At 46.3% G+C, this 26,641-nt stretch carries 25 protein-coding genes and 1 riboswitch; of the genes, 9 read left to right on the top strand and 16 right to left on the bottom strand.

Annotated features, from left to right (window positions below):
* Positions 1-57 precede the first annotated feature (57 nt).
* Entirely contained in the window at positions 58-894 is an 837-nt protein-coding gene (locus T3H97_RS03635; RefSeq protein ID WP_023987004.1) for a YitT family protein, read from the bottom strand.
* Positions 895-1,401: 507 nt separating this feature from the next.
* On the opposite strand from T3H97_RS03635, the gene T3H97_RS03630 reads away from it, so the two are divergent.
* Entirely contained in the window at positions 1,402-1,554 is a 153-nt protein-coding gene (locus tag T3H97_RS03630; protein ID WP_010348453.1) for a hypothetical protein, read from the top strand.
* 123 nt (positions 1,555-1,677) lie between these two features.
* On the opposite strand, the gene thiC is transcribed toward T3H97_RS03630, so the two are convergent.
* Together thiC and T3H97_RS03620 are read right to left on the bottom strand one after the other, a co-directional pair.
* The gene (thiC, locus tag T3H97_RS03625) at positions 1,678-3,477 is read right to left on the bottom strand and encodes a phosphomethylpyrimidine synthase ThiC (protein WP_328801718.1); all 1,800 of its coding nucleotides are present in this window, start codon (positions 3,475-3,477) and stop codon (positions 1,678-1,680) included.
* A 187-nt stretch (positions 3,478-3,664) separates the two neighbouring features.
* A riboswitch (TPP riboswitch) is annotated at positions 3,665-3,777 on the bottom strand.
* 155 nt (positions 3,778-3,932) lie between these two features.
* A complete protein-coding gene (locus T3H97_RS03620) occupies positions 3,933-4,676 on the bottom strand; it encodes an IclR family transcriptional regulator (RefSeq protein ID WP_025721640.1) in 744 nt (247 codons plus the stop codon).
* A gap of 298 nt (positions 4,677-4,974) precedes the next feature.
* Between T3H97_RS03620 and T3H97_RS03615 the strand changes: the two genes are divergently transcribed.
* Complete coding sequence (locus tag T3H97_RS03615) at positions 4,975-6,012, top strand: alpha/beta hydrolase (RefSeq protein ID WP_250259430.1); 1,038 nt, start codon at positions 4,975-4,977, stop codon at positions 6,010-6,012.
* Between the two features lie 258 nt (positions 6,013-6,270).
* Positions 6,271-7,650 (top strand): Fe-Mn family superoxide dismutase, encoded by a 1,380-nt coding sequence (locus T3H97_RS03610; RefSeq protein ID WP_190298610.1) that lies wholly within the window; start codon positions 6,271-6,273, stop codon positions 7,648-7,650.
* A gap of 17 nt (positions 7,651-7,667) precedes the next feature.
* Here the strand turns inward: T3H97_RS03610 and T3H97_RS03605 are convergent, their stop codons facing one another.
* The 7 genes from T3H97_RS03605 to T3H97_RS03575 all read right to left on the bottom strand — a co-directional run bounded on the left by T3H97_RS03605 (position 7,668) and on the right by T3H97_RS03575 (position 13,185).
* Positions 7,668-8,513: a lipoate--protein ligase family protein gene (locus tag T3H97_RS03605; protein ID WP_328801717.1), complete on the bottom strand. Its 846-nt coding sequence runs from the start codon at positions 8,511-8,513 to the stop codon at positions 7,668-7,670.
* Positions 8,514-8,675: 162 nt separating this feature from the next.
* On the bottom strand, positions 8,676-9,269 hold the full coding sequence (folE, locus tag T3H97_RS03600) for a GTP cyclohydrolase I FolE (RefSeq protein ID WP_013308743.1): 594 nt from the start codon (positions 9,267-9,269) through the stop codon (positions 8,676-8,678).
* 54 nt (positions 9,270-9,323) lie between these two features.
* The gene (locus tag T3H97_RS03595) at positions 9,324-9,578 is read right to left on the bottom strand and encodes a YneF family protein (RefSeq protein ID WP_013308742.1); all 255 of its coding nucleotides are present in this window, start codon (positions 9,576-9,578) and stop codon (positions 9,324-9,326) included.
* A 105-nt stretch (positions 9,579-9,683) separates the two neighbouring features.
* Positions 9,684-11,417: a tRNA epoxyqueuosine(34) reductase QueG gene (gene queG, locus T3H97_RS03590; protein WP_328801716.1), complete on the bottom strand. Its 1,734-nt coding sequence runs from the start codon at positions 11,415-11,417 to the stop codon at positions 9,684-9,686.
* A 95-nt stretch (positions 11,418-11,512) separates the two neighbouring features.
* A complete protein-coding gene (rnhA, locus tag T3H97_RS03585) occupies positions 11,513-11,950 on the bottom strand; it encodes a ribonuclease HI (RefSeq protein ID WP_023986996.1) in 438 nt (145 codons plus the stop codon).
* Positions 11,951-12,043: 93 nt separating this feature from the next.
* Positions 12,044-12,628: a signal peptidase I gene (gene lepB, locus T3H97_RS03580; protein ID WP_328801715.1), complete on the bottom strand. Its 585-nt coding sequence runs from the start codon at positions 12,626-12,628 to the stop codon at positions 12,044-12,046.
* A gap of 131 nt (positions 12,629-12,759) precedes the next feature.
* Positions 12,760-13,185 (bottom strand): GNAT family N-acetyltransferase, encoded by a 426-nt coding sequence (locus T3H97_RS03575; RefSeq protein ID WP_272639863.1) that lies wholly within the window; start codon positions 13,183-13,185, stop codon positions 12,760-12,762.
* A 521-nt stretch (positions 13,186-13,706) separates the two neighbouring features.
* Here T3H97_RS03575 and T3H97_RS03570 point away from each other — a divergent pair.
* Entirely contained in the window at positions 13,707-14,321 is a 615-nt protein-coding gene (locus T3H97_RS03570; RefSeq protein WP_023986992.1) for a superoxide dismutase, read from the top strand.
* Positions 14,322-14,455: 134 nt separating this feature from the next.
* Entirely contained in the window at positions 14,456-14,947 is a 492-nt protein-coding gene (locus tag T3H97_RS03565) for a DinB family protein (protein WP_328801714.1), read from the top strand.
* Between the two features lie 196 nt (positions 14,948-15,143).
* Here T3H97_RS03565 and T3H97_RS03560 read toward each other — a convergent pair whose 3' ends face one another.
* Together T3H97_RS03560 and T3H97_RS03555 are read right to left on the bottom strand one after the other, a co-directional pair.
* The gene (locus tag T3H97_RS03560) at positions 15,144-16,577 is read right to left on the bottom strand and encodes a PTS transporter subunit EIIC (protein ID WP_103046994.1); all 1,434 of its coding nucleotides are present in this window, start codon (positions 16,575-16,577) and stop codon (positions 15,144-15,146) included.
* A 24-nt stretch (positions 16,578-16,601) separates the two neighbouring features.
* A complete protein-coding gene (locus T3H97_RS03555; protein WP_328801713.1) occupies positions 16,602-18,794 on the bottom strand; it encodes an alpha-galactosidase in 2,193 nt (730 codons plus the stop codon).
* Positions 18,795-18,968: 174 nt separating this feature from the next.
* Here T3H97_RS03555 and T3H97_RS03550 point away from each other — a divergent pair, with 174 nt between their 5' ends.
* Complete coding sequence (locus tag T3H97_RS03550; RefSeq protein WP_328801712.1) at positions 18,969-19,790, top strand: AraC family transcriptional regulator; 822 nt, start codon at positions 18,969-18,971, stop codon at positions 19,788-19,790.
* Positions 19,791-19,971: 181 nt separating this feature from the next.
* On the opposite strand, the gene T3H97_RS03545 is transcribed toward T3H97_RS03550, so the two are convergent.
* Positions 19,972-20,622 carry a nitroreductase family protein gene (locus T3H97_RS03545; RefSeq protein WP_025722640.1) on the bottom strand — a complete coding sequence of 217 codons (651 nt, stop codon included), beginning with the start codon at positions 20,620-20,622 and terminating at the stop codon, positions 19,972-19,974.
* Positions 20,623-20,737: 115 nt separating this feature from the next.
* Here T3H97_RS03545 and T3H97_RS03540 point away from each other — a divergent pair, with 115 nt between their 5' ends.
* Positions 20,738-21,103 carry a MerR family transcriptional regulator gene (locus tag T3H97_RS03540; RefSeq protein WP_025722641.1) on the top strand — a complete coding sequence of 122 codons (366 nt, stop codon included), beginning with the start codon at positions 20,738-20,740 and terminating at the stop codon, positions 21,101-21,103.
* 886 nt (positions 21,104-21,989) lie between these two features.
* Here the strand turns inward: T3H97_RS03540 and T3H97_RS03535 are convergent.
* Positions 21,990-22,463 carry an Rrf2 family transcriptional regulator gene (locus T3H97_RS03535; protein ID WP_328801711.1) on the bottom strand — a complete coding sequence of 158 codons (474 nt, stop codon included), beginning with the start codon at positions 22,461-22,463 and terminating at the stop codon, positions 21,990-21,992.
* 130 nt (positions 22,464-22,593) lie between these two features.
* Here T3H97_RS03535 and T3H97_RS03530 point away from each other — a divergent pair, with 130 nt between their 5' ends.
* A complete protein-coding gene (locus tag T3H97_RS03530) occupies positions 22,594-23,364 on the top strand; it encodes an alpha/beta fold hydrolase (protein ID WP_328801710.1) in 771 nt (256 codons plus the stop codon).
* A gap of 422 nt (positions 23,365-23,786) precedes the next feature.
* Here the strand turns inward: T3H97_RS03530 and mutY are convergent, their stop codons facing one another.
* Entirely contained in the window at positions 23,787-25,019 is a 1,233-nt protein-coding gene (gene mutY, locus T3H97_RS03525; protein WP_328801709.1) for an A/G-specific adenine glycosylase, read from the bottom strand.
* A 4-nt stretch (positions 25,020-25,023) separates the two neighbouring features.
* Positions 25,024-25,428 carry a holo-ACP synthase gene (gene acpS, locus T3H97_RS03520; RefSeq protein WP_025722644.1) on the bottom strand — a complete coding sequence of 135 codons (405 nt, stop codon included), beginning with the start codon at positions 25,426-25,428 and terminating at the stop codon, positions 25,024-25,026.
* A 184-nt stretch (positions 25,429-25,612) separates the two neighbouring features.
* Between acpS and T3H97_RS03515 the strand changes: the two genes are divergently transcribed.
* Positions 25,613-26,440 carry an alpha/beta hydrolase family protein gene (locus T3H97_RS03515; protein ID WP_025722645.1) on the top strand — a complete coding sequence of 276 codons (828 nt, stop codon included), beginning with the start codon at positions 25,613-25,615 and terminating at the stop codon, positions 26,438-26,440.
* Positions 26,441-26,641 lie beyond the last annotated feature (201 nt).

Genomic DNA, 26,641 nt, shown 5'->3' with positions numbered 1-26,641 from the left:
TCCCTCAGGACCGACTTCCAACTATGTTCTCTTATAACCTGACCTTCGCACCACCAGCTACTTCGAAATATCCAAAAAGCCTTCCCCGAACACATCCCGCACGTCATGAATGGTGATAAATGCTGCTGTGTCGATGGCTTTCACTATCTTTTTAAGCGCTGACACCTCTTGTTTACTAATGACGATATACAGCACTTCTTTTGGATTTTTAGTGTAATAGCCGTGGCCTGACAGGACAGTAACTCCACGATCCATTTTCGTAATAACCATCTCGGCAATTTTATCTTGGTGCTCCGAAATGATCATGACTGCTTTTTTCGGGTTCAGTCCTTCGATCATGAAGTCCATCACCTTCGTACCAACGTACAAAATAACGATAGTTAGCATCAATTTTTCAGGGCCAATAATAAAATAGGAAGAGAACGCGACAATCAAATCAAAAAACAGCAGGCCATAGCTGATATTCCAATCCAGATACTTGTTGGCGATCCGGGCTAAAATAACCGTTCCCGCCGTAGTGCCACCTACCCGTACGATTAAGCCAATGCCGACCCCCACCAAAACTCCGGCAAATACAGCATTAATCGTCGGCTCATGCGAATCGATCCGCCAGTTGACCGTTAAATGTAAAAACAGCGAGTTAAAAGCGACCGCAATTATAGTGTACAGGGTCGTTCTCTTGTCCAAAAATTTATATCCGACAATTAGCAGCAAGCCATTAATCACCAGATTGACGATCGAGGGAGACCACTGAAACAGGTAGTACAGGATAATCGTGACCCCTGTAACACCCCCCTCGCCAAACTCATTCGGAATCACAAACAGATTAACAGCTAGCGCGAAAAAAAACGCACCCAGAATAATAAATGCGATATCTGCAATACTTTTTTTCATATATACTCTAATCCTTTCTCTAACATTTCAAAGGATGAATCGCCAGATGGATTGGCTGACTCTTGTTGTCAAAATACGCTGACAACCAGTTCATGGTATCTACTACCAAACATAAAGTCAATACAACTTTGACACTTTAATTCGCCACCAGACTGCCTCAATCCTGACTTGGATTTCGCAAAATTCTCCTTTTACAAGGTTATTCGACAAAAAAAATACAATCCCGACTACTAAACTAAGAAAACGGGCCTCTAGCCCTTGTTTTAGACCTAGGCACATTTTCCTCTAAAACGACCATCCTCCTAATCGGCATTTTGGACACATATGACCATCTTCCTGTTTTATGTCAAAAGCGTTTTACTTTGAAAAAATGTGGGTATAATGATTGAAACATTACCAAGCAACCTACACGGTATTACGACATCAAGTACATACGAATAGTCCTATATAGACGTCCTAAGCAACTCAATCTGAATTTGACAATATGGAATTGGAGGAATGAACCACATGAATACAATGAACTTAACCGTCCACACCCTGATGCCCTTTCACCACCAATACCAACGTGCCAACGCGGTGAGTATGCAGAAGAAAGAAGATAGCTCGGAGAAGAAGCTCAGCTTTCAGGACATTTTGAATGAAAAAATGGGTAAAAAATAAGGCGCTGTTTATCCGGTTTGCATGATCCGCTTTACATAAGTTAAAAAGCCGTGGTTTCCTACACCGACTGTAGAGAACCACGGCTTTTTTTAATTCATTTGTTCCTAAACTCACACGTTCGTTTTACTGACCTCCATCCCGATACTGCTCTGCCTTCTCACGCATCCCGGCAGCTACTGCTTCTTGAGTGTTCAGACCCTTATCCGCTGCATAGGCGCGAATGTCCTGCGTGATACGCATACTACAAAATTTGGGACCACACATCGAGCAAAAATGTGCTTCCTTGGCGCCCTCTGCCGGTAGCGTTTCATCATGGTAGGACAAGGCCCGCTCGGGATCAAGCGACAGATTGAACTGATCCCGCCAGCGGAACTCAAAGCGTGCCTTGGACAAAGCATCATCCCGCTGCTGCGCCCGTGGATGACCTTTCGCCAGATCAGCAGCATGTGCCGCAATTTTGTAGGTAATGACACCCTCACGGACATCATCCTTATTCGGCAGACCCAAATGCTCCTTAGGCGTAACATAGCACAGCATGGACGTCCCGAACCAACCGATCATCGCCGCCCCGATGGCTGAGGTAATATGATCATATCCGGGGGCAATATCCGTCGTGAGCGGTCCCAAGGTATAGAAAGGAGCTTCCTTACAAATCTCCATTTGTAAATCCACATTCTCTTTGATTTTATGCATAGGGACATGTCCTGGCCCTTCAATCATGACCTGAACATCATGATTCCATGCGATTTGCGTTAGCTCGCCCAACGTTTCCAGCTCTGCAAACTGTGCTTCATCATTCGCATCATAGATACTACCTGGACGTAGACCATCCCCGAGAGAAAAGGCCACATCATAGGCTTTCATAATTTCGCAGATTTCTTCAAAATGTGTATACAAAAAATTCTCCTGATGGTGCGCAAGGCACCAGGCTGCCATGATCGACCCGCCACGGGACACAATTCCCGTCATTCTATTCGCCGTCATCGGTATATACCGCAGCAATACACCCGCATGAATTGTAAAATAGTCCACTCCCTGCTCCGCCTGCTCAATCAGCGTATCGCGATACAACTCCCACGTCAGCGCTTCTGCTTCACCGTTCACCTTTTCAAGTGCTTGATACAGCGGCACAGTCCCAATCGGTACAGGAGAATTCCGAATGATCCATTCACGTGTGGTATGGATATTACGGCCTGTAGACAGGTCCATAACCGTATCCGAGCCCCAACGCACAGCCCAAGTCATTTTCTCCACTTCCTCCTCGATGGAGGAGGTAACCGCAGAATTACCAATGTTCGCATTGATCTTCACGTGAAAATGACGCCCAATGACCATTGGCTCACTTTCCGGGTGATTGATATTCGAAGGCAAAATGGCTCGTCCAGCCGCCAACTCCTGCCGTACAAACTCAGGCTCCACCCCTTCGCGGATCGCCGCAAATTCCATTTCGGGCGTAATGATCCCTTGCCGCGCATAATGCATTTGTGTCACTGTACGACCTTGCGAAGCACGAAGCGGACGGTTGGTCACGCCGGGAAATTCCACTGTCTCCCGTTTCGAGCCAGGTTTCAGTCCATTATCCTCCGGCTGGACGGCGCGTCCCTCGTAAGCCTCCACATCGCCCCGTTCCAGTGCCCAAGCTCGCCGTAATGGAGGCAGGCCCTGACGGATATCGACCTGATAGGATTCGTCGGTCATGGGACCGCTCGTATCATATACACGCAATGGCTCATGATGCTCCGTGCCCTGCGGCGTATGTGTAGGATGAAGAGCAATTTCGCGCTCTGGCACGGCAATGTCCGGCCGCGAGCCTTGAATATATACCTTACGGCTTCCCGGAAAGGGTTTTACCCCACTGGCTTGCTCCCCGTTTGTCTTCTCTACCTCAACTTCTTTTGTTCCTTCTGCTTCTGTCGGCTTCATTGTCCATTCCTCCCGTTTCGATGAAATGACACACCGATCCGGAACCATTCCCAGGGTGGCGCTGATCTATGCAAAAAAGCCGGTTCCCCAGGGAACCGGCTAATCTAACGAGGCAGCTATCCAGACAATGCGCATATGGAATAATCCTATTCCAATGCGTCACCGTAGACAGCAGCCGCGTATACATTTCAATGGCCGATTACTTCCCTACGCTGGTATGATCCAGATCAGGTGCAAAGGGTCCGGAATCTTGCACGATTCCATCTCAGCCCGGCATTACAGGCTCCCCCAGTAACTGTGATACTTCTATTCACATGAGGCGGATATAACAGACATCCCGCCTTCCTTACCAGACTACTTTAAATTTATGGCTTTGGCAACCCTTTTAGGTTCCCTTTACCAAGGAGACGTTCCCCATCAAATCACTCTGCTTGCTTCAACTGTGTTCATTCTTGTTACGGAAGCATAAGCCCCATTTCCTTCGCCGCTTCGATCAAAATCGGAGCAAAGTCATGTAGCGTCTCGGGTGCAAGTCGACTAACCGGGCCAGATACAGATAAAGCCGCAGTGACCTGTCCCTTCCGGTTCACAATTGGCGCTGCTACAGCAGCAGCCCCTGGCTCCCGTTCTTCATAGCTGGTCGCATAGCCCTTCTCGCGAATGTCCTGTAGCTGGGCTTTATAGACCTCCGGGTCTACCGAGAGCGGCCATTCATCCCCGCTTAGCAGGGCTTCCAGCTCCTGCGGCGGCATAAAGGCCGCCAGCACCTTGCTGGAGGCCCCTACAGCCAGCGGCATACGCGCACCTACAGGCGCGACCCTGCGGATCGCCTGATTGCTCTGCACGGCTTGTATGCGAATACGCATGCTACCGTCCCGTAAGTACAAGCTGACCGTCTCGCCCAAACGGTCACGTAGTCCTTCCATTGCAGGCTGCAACAGCACTGCCGGCTCGTCACTTTGGGACAAATGCGTGGATAGCTCCCAAATGCGGAAGCCAAGTCGATATTTTTCCGTTTCGGCATTCCGAACGACAAAGCCCCGATCCTCCAACGTAGTCAGCAGCCGATGAACCGTGCTTTTATGTAGACCAATTTTGGAGGCAATCTCCGTCAGGCCAAGATCCGAATTTGCAGTAAAACACAGCAGTATATCAAGTGCACGCTCTACAGCGCGAACGGTTAATTTACGGTCTTCCATCGTGAACCGCTCCTCTTGTATCCATATTCGTTTCACACTATGAAACATGGTTACATAAATTATATAGAATAGTCGCGGCTACTGTAAACCGATGTTTTTGTGACAACCATATTACAGAACGAGAACAAACATCGACAATTCTTTGCATCATTTTTACTTTTCCGGTTCAGGCGTTGACTTTGGATAATCCCCATCATACGATAATAGGTATCTATACGGATCTACACTACTATTTTCAAGTGGAATTATACCTAAATTCTATGAAACGAAGATCAATTTTATATAAGGAGGCTCTTACATGATTTCGACATCCCAGCGCAACGCTCAGCTACAGACCGCTGTTCAGGAGCCGTCCACCCCACTCTTTAATCCCCGTCTGCTGCGGTTCAAGCACGTTGTGATTGCTCTGCTGCTGTCGGTCGTCTTTTTTCTGTTGTTTTGTTTTATTGCCTTGCATGCTTACATCGCTTGGGTACTTACGAATCCCACCGTTGCACCGCTGTACTCTAATCCGATGCAGGCCAAAAGCATGCCTTATGAGGAAGTCAGCTTCCCTGCCAAGGATGGTAGCCGCATGGTACAAGGCTGGTATATCCCGGCGGATCAATCGCGGAAAACGATTATTTTCAGCCATGGTTATGGGGCTAACCGCGAAGAAAGCTGGATTCCCATGTATGATCTGGCGCATTATGCCCACAGTTTGAACTTTAATGTAGTCATGTTCGATTATGGATTTGCGTCACAAAACAGCAAAGCAGTCGCAACCGGAGGCAAAGCAGAATCCCAACAGCTCCTCGGAGCAATTCAGCTTGCGAAGCAACGCGGCTCGTCGGAGATTATCGTATGGGGCTTCTCCATGGGGGCAGGAACCGCTCTTCAGGCGGGCTTGCAAACCAAGGATGTGGACGCAATGATTTTGGATAGCACCTTTCTGCTGGAACCGGATACGCTGTACCATAACATTCACAATCAAATTAATCTGCCAAGACATCCGTCTTTGGAAATTCTGGAGTTGCTGTTTCCAGTTTTGAACGGCACCAGCTTGCATCAGATTCCATATCAGGAGGTTAAAAAGGAAAATTACCCGTTCCCGATCATGTTTGTGCATGGTACACAGGATGAAAAAGCTCCTTATCCTATTGCGGAAAAGCTCGCTGCCAATCAAACCAACCCGCTTTCCAGTGTATGGATTGTTAAAAACGGGATACATGAGCTTATTTTCAGAGAGCACCCTCGTGAATATCTGCGACGGGTATCGACGTTTCTAAGCAGTGTACAGGAGCTAGAGGATAAGAAAACCGTCGCTGATGCCCACAAACAAACGACTACGAAGTAAAAAATTATTTTTCGAAGAACTGTATTCTATTCTTTCCCTTGAAGAAGCCTGTCTATGGACACTTAACCCGTGCCGTAGCTGGGCTTCTTTTTCGTTTTCCATGGGTATTCATTGTTTTACGTAACAGATGTGACCGGATTAAGGGAGTTCATAGACATATTCCTGATGAGACAGCGAATATACTGGGTACGTATGCATCCAGGGCCGATCTGCCAGATCGGCCGGATAGCCATAGCGGGATACGGGAGGTAAAAAACGATGCTGAGTACTTATGGGTCTTTCCTGCCCTTACGTGTGCTGGAGGAAATTCGGCATTGGAAGCAGCAGGAAAGTTGGCATGTGGAAGTGATTAAATCCGCTACCGAGGGACTGGAGCCTACTTATGTACGGCTGCTGGATGATTGGCGGACTGTATTCGAACAGACGGAACGCACCGCCATAGAGCTGCTTGAAGAGCAACGGAGCGCACTCGATCCGGCAGATCAGGCGTGGCATCAGGAATGGAAACAGATGTCGGCTGCTCCACAAGCACATACACACGAATTCACTGAACATTCAAAACAGTCAAGGGGATTAGACGCATCATCATCTGTAAAGATGCCGTTGTCAGAGTCAGCATTAAACGCTCAGCCTGACTCACAAGAATTAAATCGTCGACTGGACGATTTGCTGCAAACCGCAAACCGTCAGTCACAGGAGTATGTACGGCAGCTCGGTCTGCTAAGCGAGCACAGTCATGCATTGCGTCAGCAGCCAAAAGCCGCCGGAGTTGTATTACACGCGGCACATGAAAGCCAATATTTCCTGATCTCGACAACCCCCTTTCAAGAACCTGGCTCCATCGCAAGGGCTGCTAGGTTGTATCATGTAGCGGCAGAGGGTGAGAATTACCCAGAGGAAGCGTTTCGAGAACGGCAGGCAGGCATACGGGGAGAAGGCGCATGGACGACTAAAGGCGTCAAGTCCAGCCAGGCGCAACCTTCAGCAACGGAAAAAACCTCAATCGGCCGGCCTGTTCCTATTGGGGGACATCGGTTACCGCCGCTTCCTTACCCTTATAATGCACTTGAACCGTACATTGATGAAAAAACGATGCGTATTCACCATGACAAGCATCATTTAAGCTATGTGAATGACCTGAATAAAGCGGAAAAGAAGCTGGAGGAAGCCCGAAAAACAGGTGATTTTGACCTCGTAAAACATTGGGAACGGGAACTGGCATTCAACGGCGCAGGCCATTACCTGCATACTCTTTTTTGGACGATCATGAGTCCTCAAGGTGGTGGAAACCCAAGCGGACCGCTGGCTGAACAGATTAAAAAAGATTTTGGCAGCTACGATGCATTCAAAAAACAATTCAGTTCGGCAGCCGAAAAGGTCGAGGGTGGCGGCTGGGCGATCCTGGTATGGAGTCCGCGCGCGGGACGGCTTGAAATTTTGCAGGCCGAAAAGCACCAGAATCTGACTCAATGGGAGTCCATTCCGCTGCTGGCGATAGATGTATGGGAACATGCATATTACTTAAAGCATCAAAACGAGCGCAACAAATACATTGAAGATTGGTGGCATGTCGTTAACTGGCCAGAGGTAGAAGCACGCTACGCTCAAGCCTCCAAACTGAGATGGCAACCCTTCTAAGCTTCTAAAGACAAACTTTACACCTGCAAATCATATCGCTCTCTGAGCGCTACCATTTGTTCGGTCCATCCTTCCGGTTGTACCAGCCAGCCGTCGGCAGGTAAAATGGCTGCCCGGCTCTCGACGACACGGCGCAAAGATGCCGTGTAAGCCTCAACAGACGGCACTCCAGCCAGCTCTGCCAGGCTACCCATCGTTGCCGGATCCACCCGGGGGTAATCCTGCTGCTGCACGCCTGCCGACGTATCTCCGGCTGCCTCCCTATAGAACTGCTGCACCGCCTGTGCACGCTCTGCACCGCTGCCCTCAATCATCACGAAGGCTGTGATGATATACGCCTTGGCTTGGCGCCGCTGTGCAATGCCGCAAAACTTACGGCCCCGGACGCTGACATCGTAATCCCCGGGACAGAAGGACCCGGGGATTTCTCCGGTCTGCGCCTCGCCAGACCACGGAACCAGCGCATCGGCAATTAGCGCTGCCATGAGCCGGAAATCCTCATGCAGGCTGATGGCCCGCTGTGGATTCGGCAGGATCAAGGACAGGTTCAGCACCCCCCTGTCCAGCATGACAGCTGCTCCACCCGAGGGGCGTACGCATACCGAGGTTCCCGTGCTGCGCACTCGCTCCATCGCCTGTGGGGCGTAGGGAAGCCTGCGGTCCCGGTGACCGATCACAAGCGCTGACGGATGCCGCCATAGATGCAAAATGGGTGTAGCTCCTTTCCCTACTTGCCGACAGGCCAGCTCCTCCCAAGCCAGCGGAGACAAAACGTCCTCCTGAGTGGCCGCGAGTGGCGCTTCAAACCACTGCAACTCAGGCAAAGCTGTTGTTTTTTCTGTTGATCTATGTACATTCTCCATACGTTATCCCCTATCTGTAAAAATAACTGTTATCCATAGGCTAATTATTTTAAGGCGGCTATCCCGTCGTCTCTATTTCTGATGTTAACAAAAAAAGGTGGCTACGCCTATGCGTAAACCACCCTTTTTTTGTTCATCACATAAACGTCTTGCGATGTTCGATCAATCCTTGAGCAGCGACAGAAATTCTGCGCGCTGCGCTGCATCATCACGAAACGTACCGCGTACCGCAGACGTTACTGTTTTGCTACCAGGCTTTTTGACACCTCTTGCACACATGCACAGGTGCTCGCCTTCCACGACCACCATAACCCCGTGAGCGGAGACTGCTTCATTTAAAATATCAGCGATCTGTGATGTAATACGCTCCTGTACCTGCAATCGGCGAGTCACTGCCTCTACCAGACGTGCAAGCTTGCTCAATCCTACAATTTTGCCGCTGGGTACATAGCCGATATGCACTTTTCCGAAGAAAGGAGCCATATGGTGCTCACACTGGCTGTAATAAACGATGTCCTTCACGATCACAAGCTCCTCGTGATTCTCGTCAAATGTCACACCCAACGCATCCCGGGGATCAACCTCATAACCCGCAAATATTTCCTCATACATGCGCGCTACGCGTGCCGGTGTTTCCAATAACCCTTCACGCTTGGGGTCCTCACCGATCAGTTGTAAAATCTGCTCCACATGGTATTCGATTTTATCCCGGTTATCCGCAGCTTTGCGGTTAATATAATCTTTTACGCCAGCCACAGTAATCCTCCTCTATGCAGCAACCTCATGCGGCATCCGTGCTCACGTTGCTCATTATTTCCGACGGCCCTGATTTTTACGCGGACCAGGCTGATTTTTGGAGAACTGTTGGTTCTTCATCATCTGCTGGGCTTTTTGCATTTGTTTCCCATTCAGGTTGTAACCCATCTGTTTGGCCATTTTTTGCAGCGTTTCAGGGTCGTTTTGCATCTTTTCAAGCTGTTTACGAAGATAATAAGCACCGATGAAAAATCCCCCAACCAAACCAGCAATCAGGGTAATAATCGGAATGACAATATTCCACACCACGAAGTCGTCACCTCTGTATATTTATATGAAACATCTTGAATTGCACGAACCTATCATAGCAAAACATGGGACAGCTAGCAAATCACTTTTTGCAAACATATGTCCTTATTGTTTCTCCAAATCCAGCAGCTTCGTCTTGACTGGCAAGCCTCCAGCATAACCGACCAAACTTCCGTTTTCACCCGATACCCGATGACATGGAAACAGGATGGGTAACGGATTTTTATTATTTGCTTCCCCAACAGCACGTACCGCCTTGGCTCGGCCGATCGATTCCGCAATATCTTTGTAGGACACACTTTGCCCGTACGGAATATTTTGCAGTGCACGCCATACCTGTTCTTGAAAAGGAGTCCCTCTCAAATCATAGGCTATACTAAATTCCCGTCGTTCTCCCGCAAAATATTCACGCAGTTGATCTGCGGCTTCGCGCAGTTTGTCAGGTTCCTGCACATAGACATATTCCCCAATCCATGTCCGGGCCCATTGCTGAAGCAGTGCTTCCCTCGCATGAAAAACGCCATAGTCTATTCGGCACAGCCCCCGATCTGTAGCGCACAGCGTCAAAGTGCCCACAGGTGTCTCCATTTCATCATAATAAATCGTAGTTGGACCCTGCGAGTCCTTGATCATTAATTCAGAATCCTTTTGCTGTTCTGTCTGCTCTTGTTCCCCTAGTTTGGAATGCGCTTGCGCGATCATTTCGCGTACTTGCTCATGTTGTTCCTTCTCTGATGCTTGCTTGATCGCTGTCATAGCGTTTTCCCCTCCTATTCGACTCAAAGCCCACGCCGCCGTGCCTCGCAGCTCGGGACGCGGATCATCCAATAAAACCTCCGTTAATTTGGGCACCGCGCTGATATCCTTGAAATTGCCGAGTCCAATGACCGCATTGCGTTGAATCGGCTTCTTCCCCCGCCAAGCCGCCGCACTTTGACCAAATCGGTCTTTGAATTCACGATTGCTCAAATCCAGTAACGGCAGCAGCAACGGCTTCACAATTTCGGGATCGGGTGTAAGCTCGGGATGGTGATCCCAGTTGAGACCCCGATTTTTGGGGCATACCATTTGGCAGGTATCACATCCGTACAGCCGATTCCCTATCTTCCGCATAAACTCCTCATCCAGAAAGCCCTTCGTTTGCGTCAAAAAGGACACACACCGCTGGGCATTCAGCTGTCCAGGACCTACAAGCGCGCCCGTAGGACAAGCATCCAAACATTTGGTACACTCGCCGCAACCATCCGTTACCGGTTCATCTGGCTGGAAAGGAATGTTCGTCAACAGCTCACCTAGATAAATCCAGGATCCCAGCGTCGGTGAAATCATCATCGTATTTTTGCCGCTAAAACCAATCCCTGCGCGTTCCGCAACGGCTCGATCCGACAGTTCTCCGGTATCCACCATGTTTTTCAATATGGCATCAGGCACCCGCTCACTTATAAAATCCTCAAGCTTTTCCATCGCTTCGCGTAGTACCAGATGATAATCTTTCCCCCAGGCTGAACGTGCCAAAATACCACGGTACTTCCCCTTGTCCGACTTCGGCGGGTCCTTCATTTTGGAAGGGTATGCCACCGCAATAGCAATTAGAGATGCAGGCTGTGAGCCATACAGCTCCGGGTAGATCCGCTTATCAATATCTGGCTCCTCAAAGCCGGATTCATAGCCTTTCGCACGATGCTCTTCCAATATAGCTTTCAGAGACAGAAAGGGATCGGCGGATGCGAACCCGATGGAATCGATACCCAGCCCTGGAGCTGCCTCAATAATTTCCTGCTTGAGCGCAGCCCAAGTCGAAGCGGTTCCGGCAGCCGCCTGAGTCAATCCACGTTGCATCCGATACTCACCTCTCTTCCACTTTTTATCATTACGGATATGAGGAATTGCAAAATTCTCATATCTCAAATTTCAACAGAAAATAGCAGCAGATGCTACCGTAAATTTTTAACAGCACTGGTTGCCAGAAAATCACAGCGATTATTCAGTTCGTTGTCACTGTGCCCTTTAACCTTCACATATTCAACCTCATGCTTACCCATCAGTTCCCACAGTTCTTCCCATAGTTCCTTGTTCTCCACTGGCTGATTTTTACTGTTACGCCAGCCATTACGAAGCCAATTTTTAATCCAGCCCTGTTTGAAGCAATTGACGACATAGGCAGAGTCACTGTGTACTTTCACATGACAAGGCTCCTTGAGCAGCTTCAGTGCTTCAATCACGGACTTGATCTCCATACGGTTGTTTGTCGTCATTTTCTCGGCACCTGACAGCTCCTTACGATGCTCCCCATATAGCAAAACGATCCCCCAGCCCCCAGGACCCGGATTTCCCGAACAAGCACCGTCGGTATATACCATCACTTCTTTCATCATCCTCTTCCTTTCCTCATCGGTAACCGCCTGCTCCGTCATGGTCCTGATCGGTTCGGACGTGTTCCGCATTAATTTCAAACTATAGTTGCTCTATAGCCATTTCCACTCAGATATCGGCCAAAATATAAATTCTGCACGTCCCAGTAAATCTTGAGATTTAATGCTGCCAAAATAGCGGCTATCCTTGCTTGCAGCAGTATGGCGATTATCTCCCATGACAAAAAAGTGCTCCGGCTCCACCGTAAAAGGACCATAATCACCATCCTCCACGTCCGAGTTGGTGTAAGGTTCATTTAGCAGTTCACCGTTCACATACAAATGATTATGTTCAACTCGGATTACATCTCCCGGAATACCTATGACTCTTTTCACTAAAAATCTTGGGCTCGACAGTTTGGAATCGGGATCTTTTAAAATCACAATGTCCCCCCTGCCCGGATCATGAAAATTATAAACCAGCTTGTTAACGAACAAATGCTGGCTTTCCATTAGCGTCGGCTGCATCGAATGTCCTCTGACCGTGGACAAATTAAATACGAACAGGTTCAGAAGCAGCAATACGACCATGCCGATCAGCAGGGTGACTAACCAATCGCGTATGTAACCAGAGCGGCCTGCTTGTTTGGACGTTTCCGGCGAGGGAAGCGGGCCTGACGAAGGAGCCAAAGCGTCCATAATTAAACCTCCTCAACCCTGTTATAAATAGAAAAGCATATCCCGTACCCGATTGCAACGGTTACTCAGATATGCTCTAAATGTAAATATTATACTTAATGTTATTCAATTCTCTTTATTTCGATTCCCGATTAATGAGGCGCCAAAATACTCAGCTTCTGAAAAGCCTGTAAAATCTGGCTTGCTCCATAGCCCATCGCTTCGTACAAAGGCATGGCCGCACTGTTATGCTTGTCCCCTGCTACCCAAATACGGCTAACCTTACGTTGCTGAAAACGCTGCTCCATGGACTCCACAAGCGATTTGCCGATTCCCATCCGACGATGATCCGGGTGAATAGCGATACGATAGTAACAACCATCATTCTGATCGATCGTGCCGATCAAAGCACCAACGATCTCACCCTCTTCTTCTGCAACGATGATCAAACCGGAATCCCACGAAAGCTGACGGGCAAACGCACTCACCGTCTCTTTGTAGCACTCCTCTGACAAGGCAATTTGCATGAGTTCCGTTACTGAGTTCACATCACTTAATTGAAAGGAACGAACGTGCATAAGTAATATCTCCCTTTTCGTAAGCATAATAAAAAAATTGAGACAGCACCGTCATTTTTACATAAATCCTTAAATTTCTTATCATGGTGTTAATCACAAGGCATTATGATAAAAATGCATACGATCTGCTATATATGAAATGAAGAACAGGAAAAGGGTGTATGCCCTCAAGTTCGTCATGTCATAGACATGACAGATTATAGCAGACGACAAAAAAGCCGAAATTTCTGCTTCCTTGACCATTAAACCACACTTTTTGATGGAATACATCCCTTTTTCTCATGTAAGCGCTATATATAAAGCGTTTACATTTTAAAGTTCACAATTTACCTCTTATTACCTATGTATTGTGTATTCCAATCGGGTTTTTGGACATGCTAGCTAGCAGGCCGTATTGCCCAGTTTGCTATTTTACAAACAAAAATGTTGATAAAATAGGCTGAATGCGGTTTAATATAACTATCGAGGGTATTATTACATAGGAACACTTACCCAAGCATATAACCAGGAGGGATTTTATTATGGCATTTCAATTACCAGAACTTCCTTACGCAAAAGACGCACTGGAACCGCATATTGATGCACTGACAGTAGAAATTCACCATGATCGTCACCATAACACATATGTAACGAACTTAAACGCAGCTTTGGAGAGCGCTCCTGAACTGCAAAGCAAAAGCCTGGAGGATCTGATCTCCAATCTGGACAGCGTTCCTGAAAGCATCCGCACTGCGGTTCGCAATAACGGCGGTGGACACCATAACCACAGCCTGTTCTGGGAAGTTATCGGTCCTAACGGCGGCGGACAACCGACAGGTGCTATTGCTGAAGCAATCAGCAACGAGCTGGGTGGCTACGACAAATTTAAAGAAGACTTCACTAAAGCAGCTACAACACGTTTTGGTAGCGGCTGGGCTTGGTTGGTTGTCGGCAAAGACGGCAAACTGGCGATCACTAGCACTCCAAACCAGGATAGCCCGCTGTCTGAAGGTCTGACTCCGGTACTTGGACTGGACGTTTGGGAGCATGCTTACTACCTGAAATATCAAAACAAACGCCCAGATTACATTGCAGCATTCTACAATGTAATCAACTGGGATGAAGTAAACAAACGTTACGCGGCTGCAAAGAAATAAGCCAGTAACAACATCTCTATCCTATAATAAAGGGCTGTCTCAAAAGTAGATCTTCTACGAATGAGACAGCCCTTTTGGCATTCCATGGTAAACTGGTGGAGATGATTCTCAAATACAGCTCTGGAGGTTGATGGATGCAGACTTTTTTTCGTTACAACTGGATGATTCGGGAACAATGGTACCGCTGGTGTGAAGAGGTGTCGCAGGAGGAATTACTGAAACAACGCGTCGGCGGAGTCGGCGGCATTCTAAAGACACTCTTTCATATCGTTGATGTGGAGTGGAGCTGGATTCAAACGATTCAGGGCAAACCCGACTTTCAGGAGGACTTCTCTCTCTATGATACGCTCGACAAAGTCCGTGAGCTGGATGCAAAGTTTCGACTCGATGTCGAGCCGTTCGTGCTCGCCTGGCATGATGGTCTGGAACGGAAAAGGTTTGAAGATCACCTCCCGGACGGCAGAATTGTAATTGATGCCTGGGGCGAGGTGATGCGCCATATCATTGCCCACCAAATCCACCATATTGGGCAGTTGTCCATATGGTCTCGGGAGCTCGGCAAGCCTCCGGTTTCGGCCAATGTAATTGGCAAAGGGCTGATTGAAAGCGATGATGGCATCGATTAGCTTTAACGAATGTACATGCAAACCCATGTAAATTTAAGGCTGTCCTCGGTCGTTTTTAACGACTGAGGACGGCCCTTTTACTTTTTCATCTATGCTCTCTTGTCTATTCCACGCATATTCTCTTCTTTTAACCGTTTTCATAAAAGCTTGATTGTAACTGATTAAGTTTTTTCAACCTAATCAATATTCTCTTGGTTCAGACTGTTGACCCCTTGCTCTTGAAAGCACCGTAAGCCAATGTAAATAATGCTCCACATAACAGGGCAATAAGATGAGCGATAAGATAATTCATATGACCATGGTTCTCTGACGCTGCAATTGCAAAGCCGGGAAGAGCCGTGGTTCCGAATCCTATGGCTGTCAGCTTGCTTAAATATACATATGCTCCCGCAATCATTCCTCCAAGGCATCCAGCAACCAAGGGGAACTTATACTTTAAAGTGACCCCGAAGATCGCTGGTTCCGAGATTCCAAAAAGTACAGACCCGAATGCAGAGTAACCCATTTCTTTAACCTTGGTGTCTTTGCGATTCAAAAGAATATACCCCAAAACGGCGCCCCCTTGAGCCATCAAAGCTACTGATGCCAACGGGTTGATAAAATTTCTGCCTGTATCGGTTAACAGCTGCGCTTCTACCGCACCCATAACATGATGTAAGCCTGTAATAACAATGATCTGCTGAATGCCTGCAAAAAACATAAAACCGAATATTCCTAGGTTTTGCGTCATCCAAAGCAGCGAAACAGTCACCAGACTAGCTAACTCTCGCCCAAGAGGGCCGATAATGGTAAACAATAGCAGGGAAGAAACAAAGACCGTCAGCAACGGTGCCAAAAATAGTTTAATCATGTCCGGAACCTTTTTGTTAAAAAACTGATCCAACTTGGCTACCACATATCCCATCATTAGAGCAATAATAATACCACCCTGAAATCCAACCAACTGTACGGGAAGGCCGAAAAGACTGATCGATTCCGGGTTTTGACTCCCTTTAGCTACCTCAAAGGCATCCGCCAGGGCTGGATGAAGCATAATTGCACCCAGCACAAGCCCCAGAATCGGACGACCGCCATATCTCTTGGTTGCAGAATAAACAACAAGCAGCGGCAGGATGGTGAAAATACCCGTAGAAACGATTTGAACGAAGCGATTGATCCCTTGAAAAATTGGATACATCTCCACAATCGATTTAGGACCGAATAACCCCTTCTGACCTAATAGTCCGGTTATCCCCATTAACAATGCGGCGGCAAGAATTCCCGGCATGATCTCAATGAAGACATCTGACAGCGATTTAATGGCTTTTTGAAAAGGATTTTGCCTTTGTGCGGACTTCGTTTTGACATCACTTAATGACATATCTTCCGTTCCGGTCAGTTTGGAAAATACGGCATAGATATTATTGACCAACCCTGCTCCAAAAATGATCTGTAGTTGATCCCCCGCTATGAAAACGCCTTTAACCAGATCAATATCTTCAATCTTTTTTAATTCCGCTTTTTCATTGTCCTCAAGTACAATTCTTAATCTTGTGGCACAATGGGCCACACCGATAATGTTGTCTTCACCACCGATATATTTTAAAATTTCTTGAGAAATTTGCTTATACTGCTTTTCTTTTGCTTCCATCTAGTAAAACCCCCTCTAGCTGAATCAGATGTCTTCTTTAACAAATCTCCAGAACATGCCTAAAAAGTCCTGCTTTACCCTGGCAAGCGTTATGCCGACATGCATTAATTCATCACCGCCGAACAGCTCACCGGTTTCTACATTTCTATAAACGTAGTCTGGATTCAAACCTTTGAATTTTAACGTTTTAATCGCGGCTGCGGGTTGGGATAAAACCTTGAAATAGCTGGCCGCCATTTCCGTTTGATCTTCCGACACAAAGTTCCATGCGGCTTCATTTTCATCAAACGGATTAATTATTCTGTAAAACTTCCCAAATTGAATGAGCGATCTAATTTCTTTATATAGAGCTATCTGTTTTTTTACTATTTCTTTTTCCTCAACGGTTAATGTCGTCAGATCCAGCTCATATCCAAAATTACCGGCCATGGCGACATAACCTCTTGTCTCCAAGGGAGTTATTCTACCCACTTGATGGTTGGGTACCGTGGAGACGTGTGCCCCCATAGTAATCGGAGGGTAGACAAGACTTGTTCCCCATTGAATCTTCAGTCGGCAAATGGCATCCGTATTGTCACTCGTCCAGGTCTGAGGCATGTAATAGAGCATGCCGGCATCAAAACGGCCTCCTCCACTAGAACAGCTCTCAAATAAGACATGGGGAAATCTTGATGTAAGCTCTTCCATAACACTATAGAGTCCCAGGATATAACGATGCGCAGTCTCCCTCTGTCTCTCAGGTGGCAAGGCTGCCGAACCCACATCCGTCATGTGACGATTCATGTCCCATTTTACATAAGTAATTGGAACGTCCGATAAAATATCGGAAACCGACTTAATAATGTACTCACACACTTCCTTCCTTGATAAATCCAACATCAGCTGATTTCTTCCCAACGTATACGGACGATCGGGGACATGGATACACCAATCGGGATGCTTTCTGTATAAATCGCTGTCTATGGATACCATTTCAGGTTCAAACCACAAACCAAACTCCATACCCAGATTTCGTATGCGGTTTGCAAGATCCAGCAATCCATCTGGAAGTTTGCGACGATCCACCACCCAATCGCCTAATGAAGTATTGTCATCATCCCGTTTTCCAAACCACCCATCATCCAATACAAACAGTTCCACTCCTACACTTTGAGCTTCCTTCGCCAACTGCTCAATCTTGTCGGCATCGAAGTTAAAGTAAGTGGCTTCCCAGTTATTAATCAGGATCGGCCGCTCTTTGTCACGATAAGGCCCACGACATAATCCATTCCTGTATAATTCATGATAAATTCTCGACATGCCGCCCAAGCCGTTTTCGGTGTATACCATGACCACTTCAGGCGTTTGGAACGATTCCTCAGGTTCAAGCAGCCATGTAAAATCAAAAGGATTAATCCCCATCGTGACTCTTGTGTTCCGATAGGAATCTACCTGAGCCTGGGCCGTAAAGTTCCCACTGTACACCAGATTAAAGGCGTACACTTCACCCTGTTCTTCATCTGTTCCTTCTCTTACAAGTGCCATAAAGGGTGCCTGTTGAGGGCTGCTGGCTCCACGGCAGCTATCTACCATTTGAATTCCAGGTAAAATTTTTCGCTTTGCTATATTTTTTTCATTATTATGCGCACCGTACAAGGTAATGAGTTCATATTCATCATCACGAAAATCCACACTAGCACTTAACGCTCTAAGCAGTTTTAGCTGTTGCCGACCTTCATTCTCGAAACGGACTGAACGGGTAATGACATCCCGCTTTTGATATAGGCTATAGGATAGTACGACCTTTACATCAATTAATGGATCTTCAAGGACGATTTCCAGTGTTTCTACTTCGCCATCATTCTCCGCATAAGTAGAAGGAAGCCCTTTCAATTTTGGTTTGCCTTGGAAAACCCGATGTTCTTTATACCGGAAATCAGTCACGGTAGAACCATTCTCCAATTGAAGCTGATACGCAGGAATCCTGAAATCACTATTCCCAAATGACGGATATTCTTGCGGGACGTTATCCAGTGAAAAGGCTCGATCCTCGCCATCGGGATTGGGTGAAAATCCTCTATCCATAAAGATGATTTTATTGCTCCCCCGATAGTTCTGAATTTTCTTTCCCCAATACAGATGGGATAAATAACCACCTCGTATAACCTGCATGACATAACTTGTATTGCTGCCTTGTAAATGGAATAAAAGCTTCTCTTTATCGATGTATATAGCCATAGCAACCCCCTTATAGCGCTAATAGTACGATTTCCCAAAATTATAAATTATGTTGTTTGCTTATCGTTTACAGTCTAATAATAATTGAATAGTTTTAATAATTATATGGAATAATGTAGACTCTATATGAAACAGTGTGATAATATGCAGAGATGAATTAAGAGGTGAAACCAAATGAGTTCGCATTTTTCCAATCATTCCTATAACAATCTGGATCTCAATCTATACACATGTGGCAAAGAGAGCTGTACCAGCAAACACTCTTATGGTCCAGCCATTCGAAGCGGGTATATGGTGCATTTTATTTTAAAAGGAAAAGGGATCTTTAAAGTCAACGATAAAATCTATCATTTGGAGAAAAACGATGCTTTCTTTATTGAACCGAAGGTTTTAATTTACTACGAAGCGGATGAAGTCGACCCATGGGAATATATCTGGATTGGTTTTAATGGGGTGCAAGCAAAAGAATATCTAAGCCGGACCTGTATCAATAGGGACAATCCCATTTTCTGGTTTGAAGCAGAGGGCAGCCTTGCCCGCTGTATGGAAAGCATCGTCGTTTCTTCTACACTGAAATCCAACAAAGACCTGCTGCTTGCATCCAAGCTGTATGAATTTCTGTATCTGATGTTTGAACATTACCCTAATCAGGAAGTCAACCATGAAGTAAGACAGCAGCGGTATATTAAAGAAGCGCTTCTCTTCATTCAGCAAAACTATTCACACTTCATTACCGTAAGTGAAATTGCCAAGTACATTTCAATTGACCGTTCGTATTTGCATCGTTTATTTAAACAGCAACTAAATAAGTCACCGCAGGAATTTTTATTACATTTGAGGATTGAAAAATCGTGCTCCCTACTAAGAAATACTTCCCTTAAAATCGGAGATATTGCGCGGTCTGTAGGGTATAAAGATGTACTCCTATTCTCCAAAATGTTCAAAACGGTCAACAAGGTGACTCCATCCGAATACCGAAAAAATCCCCAGGAATAACACGCTTCGTTCGCAACTAAATTAGGCATATTCATTCCAGAAACAAAAAATAGCGGTAGTATGGAGCAACCTCATGTCCATACTGCCGCTATTGTCAAAAGAAAATAAAGTTCTAGACTGAAAAATAAAGTTCTAGACTGATATTGTTTTTCGCTCTACATCCAATCCCTCAAAAATTCGATCAAGCCCAACTGGTAATCGTATCTACTGGTAAACGGTAGGATGGATGGCCTTCTTTACTCGCTTTACCAATCGAAAGCAGCATGACCGGCTGGAAGCGCTCTTTGTTCATGTTAAAAACCTCCGCGATTCGTTCCTTGTCGTAACCCGCCATTGGATTGGTGTCATAGCCGTGGGCACGAGCTACAAGCATCAGCTGCATCGAAACAAGACCAGAGTCTAGCATGTTTATGTCGCGCAAAGCAGATGGAGTCAGGCTCGCATAATACGACCTGGTCTGCTGCAATTGCATGTCCTTGATGTCCTGCGGCATGTAGCCAAGTTCTACTGCTTTATAGAAAATCTCGTCCATATATGCAACATTGTTAGCGTCATAAAATACCGCAATGATAGCCGAAGATGTCAAAACTTGTGTCTGGTTGAAGGAGGCTAGTGGCGCAAGTTTTTCTTTTCCTTCGTCGCTGTCGATCACAAGGAAACGCCAGGGTTGCATGTTTATGGCAGATGGGGCACGGGAAGCTTCCGCTAAAATTTCGCTCATTTCCTCCCGACTGATTTTTACTTCGGGATCGTAGACTTTAACGGAACGACGTTCCAAAACAATTTTGTTGAAGTCGTTTGTTTTGTGGTAGTTTCCTGTATGGATACTCATGCAGTTTTCTCTCCTTTTTCGGTTGAGTTTGGAAATGATGTTACTCATCATTACTAGCAAGATGGTAAACTATAAAGTATACTTTATAGCAAGCGCTAAAAACGGGGTGATGGTTATGAAGATAAGTGAAGTAGCAAGAAGTATTGATCTTCCGATTTCAACGATCCGTTATTATGAGCAAATAGGCATTATCACGGATGAATACGTATTAAGGGATCAAAATAATTATCGGGTTTATACTTCAGACATCATTCATCATTTGAACGTTGTTAAACATTGTTTGGCAGTTGGCTTTTCGATTAGGGATATCCAATCCATGATCTCGAAAAACGGAATATCGAAGGATGAGCATGTAAAGCTGATACAAAAAAAAATTTCGGAGATTGAAGCCGTTCAACAAAAATTAGATGAATCCAAGCAAAACCTGTATGACATTCTCACGTCGGATATTACTTGCGAAAAAGGGTTTGGGAAATATTAATGTTAGGACACATATATTGAGGTCAAGCCTCTGGAAGGTCCTACTATTGGACTTATCATAAAACGACGGCAGCCAACATAGAATCGGTTGCCGTCGTTCTGCTAACGGGCAGGCGATAATACTTTGAGGAGGCGACTTTATGGTTCGAGGAGTAATTATCGATTGGTTATCTAGCGCAGGAAAAACATCAGTATTTTCCGCAGGAAAGAGATTACATAGTCAAACACACCACGCTGAAAAAACGTCTAGTAAGACTGAATGAAAATGTATACTCTTAACCTTTGTCAGCAGATGTAGTTGAGTCCAGATTTATTGAAAGTCGAAGCGAAGCGTGGAAATCGTATGTGCTAAAAAAATCATTCCACGGTAAAGGAAGCGTGTTTACAGTACTTAGAGGATCAGGAAAAATTCCGTGACACTGCGAAACAGTCATCTATTCCCACTGTAGAGTGGGATTCTTACGCAAATCAAATACTGATGGAATTGAACTAGGAAACGATAACCCAATGAAATCACGAAAGCAGCCGATCACGTCGATCGGCTGCTTTTGTTCAATGTTTTCCGACGACGATTTGAGCTGTAGTAAAGAGAATTTTTATCGAGGAATAAAGTGTAGTACTTCAATTATAAACGAGGAACTATAGGTCAATAATAGAAGATGTTATTACTGAAAGAAACTTTGACGGGGATCATATGAGCGTAGTTTCGTCACTGTTTGTTGGCCCCATTTCCAAACGGAACTTGGTTCGTTGACTTACCTCCATGTTTGCATCCATATTGTTTCTTAGAAATTTAGAGTAAGTCACCTCCAAGCTAGACGTTCTGACATTAGGTCGCTAGCGTGGAGGGCAAAGTGGGTTACCTCTTTATCAACAGTTTTAAAATTTCAAACTGAATCACCTTGAATTAACCCCTTTATTGACGATATTCCCCTCGTTTCTATAATTCCATCCTCGACCAGATGTTCTATTGTAATGCCTGACAATTCGTTTTCCATGGTCGCTTGCACTTGAGAGTATACTCCATCTAATAAATGAGGCATTTTACTTCCCACCGGACACGTGGGATTTGTATTTTGGTGAATGATAAAAAACTCTTGATGATCTTCAACAGTAGCACGGTATACATCCAATAGTGTAATGTCATTTGCATTTTTTGCAAGCCGTATCGCTGCATTGGTTTCAAGCGTGGATGTAATAAGACCTGTTTTAGTTAGTTTTCTCATAATTCTGCGAATAACTGCCGAATTCGCGTTCACACTCATCGCAAGTAATTCCGATGTGGTTCGTCCGTTTTTATTGAATTCAAGAAAGCATAAGATATGAACGGCTACAGAGAACTGTTGGCTTCGATTTCCCATTTTTGCACGGTCCTTCTTTCTTATTCATGCTTATTTTAGTGTATTGATTTTCAAGAGCCAAATCAAACTAAAAATGTTACAAGAAAATTGACATTTAATTGATGACCTGATACTTTAAGGAGTGATTTTGATGTTCTATCATGTAAATGGACTCGATCTTCATGTTGAAGAGCAAGGACAAGGAGATACCGCGCTTGTGTTTTTGCACTTTTACGGAGGGTCAACACGAACCTGGAGTAAAATGATTGACGTTTTAAAAGAAGAACACCGTTGTATAGCTTATGACCAACGCGGATGGGGGAGCTCTGATAAGTCTGCTACATCTTATACGATTGAAGACCTGGCTGATAATGCACATGCTCTTATTCAAGAGCTTGGTTTGAAACGTTATGTGCTTGTTGGACATTCCATGGGTGGCAAAGCAGCACAGTTATTGGCCTCGCGTAATCCTTCTGGTTTAGAAGCCTTAATCTTAGTTGCACCATCTCCTCCAAGTCCTCAAAATATGCCACAAGAACTAAGGAATGCAATGGTGCATTTTTATGATAATCGTGAGGGGGCAGAGATTGCTCTTAGTAATCTTGCGTTACTGCCTTTAGAAGAACATATTCGCGAAATGGTGCTTGAAGATATGCAAAACAGTGCACCGTTAGCTCGTGCAGCATGGCCAAAAACTGCCATGCAAGAGGACATATCTGCAGAAGTGAAAAACATCAATGTACCCACACTAGTTCTAGCAGGAGAATCTGATCCCATGGATCGATTAGAAAGTATGACAAGTGAATTATTGCCACGTATACCTCATGCAGAACTACATGTTATTTCTCAAACCGGCCATTTTTCTCCTTTGGAAGTACCTGACCGCCTCTGTGAGAAAATTTCCAGATTTCTATCCGAGTGATCCTTAAAGTGTTTTAGTCAAGACTTCTAGAGTCTTAGAATCAAGGGATATGGGCTTGGCCTACCTGATAGGAATGGAATGAATCAGCGCATTTCAGTTCACAGCAGATCGTCGATAGATATCTTCCGTTCCTTCGTGATGACTCGGACACTTTTCCCCTGTTGGTGTAGGAACCTTCATTTTACACGAATCCGGCCAGGGCTCTTTTTTTCTTTCAAGCAGGTGTTACACTTCATATTACAATCCGTCATGAGAAAAAGAAAAAGGGTTAAGTGTAATCTCATTAAGCTAACGGGAAACGTTAGTTCAATGGAAACAGCGACAGTCTAGGACTTTATTTTCTCGTCCTTGGTTGTCGCTGTTTCCATTTTCTAGGCTCAGTCTAATACTTTATTTTTTGGCTGACAGCTATTCAATTAACATCAGTTCCCTTTTTGCTTCGTATAATACTCGGTGATCAGATCAAGGAACACCTTGGGAAACGCCAAGGTGGCCATATCCGCTTCGCTGATCCAGCGGTACCCCGCTGGCAGCGCATTGCGCGTGTGCTCCGCCTGCTCAGCCAGCGCAATCAACGCACCCGGCTTCGCTCCGGTGCTATAGCTGGCCCGCTGTTCGGCAGCCAGCGGATGTCCTCCCGCCTCCCCGGCAGGGGCGGCGACCTCTTCACACTGGAACACACGCAGGTTCCAGTGAATGTGGCTGAACGTGTGCTCCGCCTCACGTACAAACCGCACCGGGCGCGCAAGTACGCCCTCTGCCAGCAAATGAGCCGCCAGATGGTCCATGGCGGGCTCATCCGGCACCGGGCCGTTGTAGCCCTCCGGCCCGGCAAGCTCATGCGGCAGCTCCCACATGCGGGCCAACAGGCCCTTGGCTGGCCGCTGTCGTACGAGCAGGCAGCCTGCGTTCGCGCCGCTGCCCTCGATGAGGGCTACGGAACGTGGCTCCAGCCGAGGCGGCTTCGCCTTGGTCTTGACTGGCAGTGTCTCCTCGCGGCCTGCCAACCTGCCCGAGCAATGCTCCATGACCGGGCAGGTCAGACAATGAGGCGACTTCGGCGTGCAGACCAGCGCCCCCAGCTCCATCAGAGCCTGATTAAAATCAGAGGCCCTTCCTTCGGGAATCAGCTCCCGTACCAGACTTTCCATATGCGCCCGCGTGCTGCCCTTCATAATATCCTCTTCAATGAGAAAATAACGCGACAGCACACGCATCACATTTCCGTCCACAGCAGGCTCTGGTCGATTGAAGGCGATACTCATAATCGCCCCCGTCGTATACGGGCCTACTCCTTTCAGTGCAGCGACAGCCTGTGTATCATCCGGCACCTGCCCGCCGTGAAGCTCAACTACTTGTTTTGCCGCAGTTTGCAAATTCCGGGCCCGCGAATAATAACCCAGCCCTTCCCACAGCTTAAGCACATCCTCCTCGGGTGCTTCCGCCAACGCTTCAATTGTAGGAAAACGTGCAATAAAGCGATTAAAATACGGAATGACCGTATCCACACGCGTCTGCTGAAGCATAATTTCCGAGATCCAGATATAAAAAGGATTCCGATGGCGGCGCCATGGCAAATCGCGCTTGTTACGTGTATACCAATTCAACAGTTCAAAGCTGAAATAACGCTTTTGTTCCAATGTATTTGTAGTCATCACATCACATCTCCTTATATTCGACAATCACAAAAGCAGAGGCAATGTTAGGCTGATGTGTAATACTCAAGTGAATACTGTAATTCGAGTCACCTGTAGACGGCAATCTCAGTCTATCCCACGCGGATGAAGACAAATAAACTGCTGGCTTCCCCCCAGGTTCCGGTAAAATATCCATATCGCCGAACCCTATGATTTGCCCAATTCCGCAACCGAAGGCTTTCGTTATCGCTTCCTTGGCGGCAAAGCGCCCTGCTACGAACTCCGTTAGTCTACCCTTGCGTTCCACAGCAAGCTCACGTTCTGCCGGGGTCAGCACCCGATCCAAAAACGCATCTGCATATTTACCTGCCAAAATATGAGCTATACGGCTTATTTCCAGCACATCATGTCCAATTCCGTAGATCATTTGGGTATTCCCCGTCCTTTTTACTTTACTGGATCTATTGTAACAGTGCGTCCACACCCTGGCGAGTCACAAAGGCGTAAAAGCGGCACCAAAATATGTTAAAATAAGAAAGGCTATAGGTGAATGTTTTGAAATTCAGCTGATATACCCATTTAAAAAAATTCCCGTAGAAAGGAAGGATAGGATGTCAGAAACCATTATTGTTGAAGCAGGTACCGAAGCAGGAACAGATGCGGTGATCCGGGCTTCCTGGTTTCCCGCTAAAAATACAGCCAAAAGCCTGCTCATTATCGCTCACGGCTACAAAGGATTTAAGGATTGGGGCATGTTCCCCTATATAGCAGAAGCATTGAGTATGGATAACCATGTTGTGACCTTCAACTTTTCACATAATGGCATAGGTGAGGATCTAGAGAATTTTACCGAACTGGAAAAGTTCGCACGCAACACCTATAGCCGCGAACAAGAGGATTTGGAACTATTGCTATCCAATCTGAGAGCACGTCATGAGTTCAGAGAATTGCCGTTGTTTCTGTTAGGACATAGCCGAGGCGCGGGAAGCTGCTTTGTATATGCTCTAGATCATCCCGGCGAGATTGCTGGCGTCATTTCATGGAATGGCGTGACAGATCTTGATTTGTTTACTTTACCGCAAAAAGAAGAAATGCGCGCCAAGGGGCGCAGCTATGTGGAGAACGCTAGAACCGGACAACAGCTTCCGCTGGATGCTGTCATTCTGGAAGACCTGGAACAAAATCGACAGCGTTTTGCCATTGTAGACAGACTTGCCAACAGCCAGCTCCCAGCTGTACTGATCCAGGGAACCGAAGATTCCAAACGTCTACGGGAAGGCTCTGCCCTGCTCACATCCGTTCGTCCCGACATCGAATGGGTACAAATTCAAGGCGGCAATCATACCTTTAATACCGTTCATCCATTCCAGGGAGGTAGCCTTCCACTGGATCAAGCGATTACCGAAACCCGCCGCTTCATTGAGTGGATCGCCAATTAAATGATTGCCCCTTCAATACAAACGGCGATCCGCCGGGCGGATCGCCGCATTTATTTACTTCAGGATTTTGCAAAATTCGATTCCAGTCGCTCCAAATGCAATATATAGACGAACTAGACCATTTCGATCTATATATTGTTTATTGAAAATCGCTTATTGGATTTTTGCAAAATCCTCACTTGAGCATTTTACAATTCCATA

Origin of the sequence: Paenibacillus sp. LX16 (assembly GCF_036252815.1) — a bacterium.
Classification (GTDB): domain Bacteria; phylum Bacillota; class Bacilli; order Paenibacillales; family Paenibacillaceae; genus Paenibacillus; species Paenibacillus polymyxa_B.
Note: the sequence above shows the minus strand (reverse complement) of the source record. Positions and strands in the feature narration are given on the sequence as shown.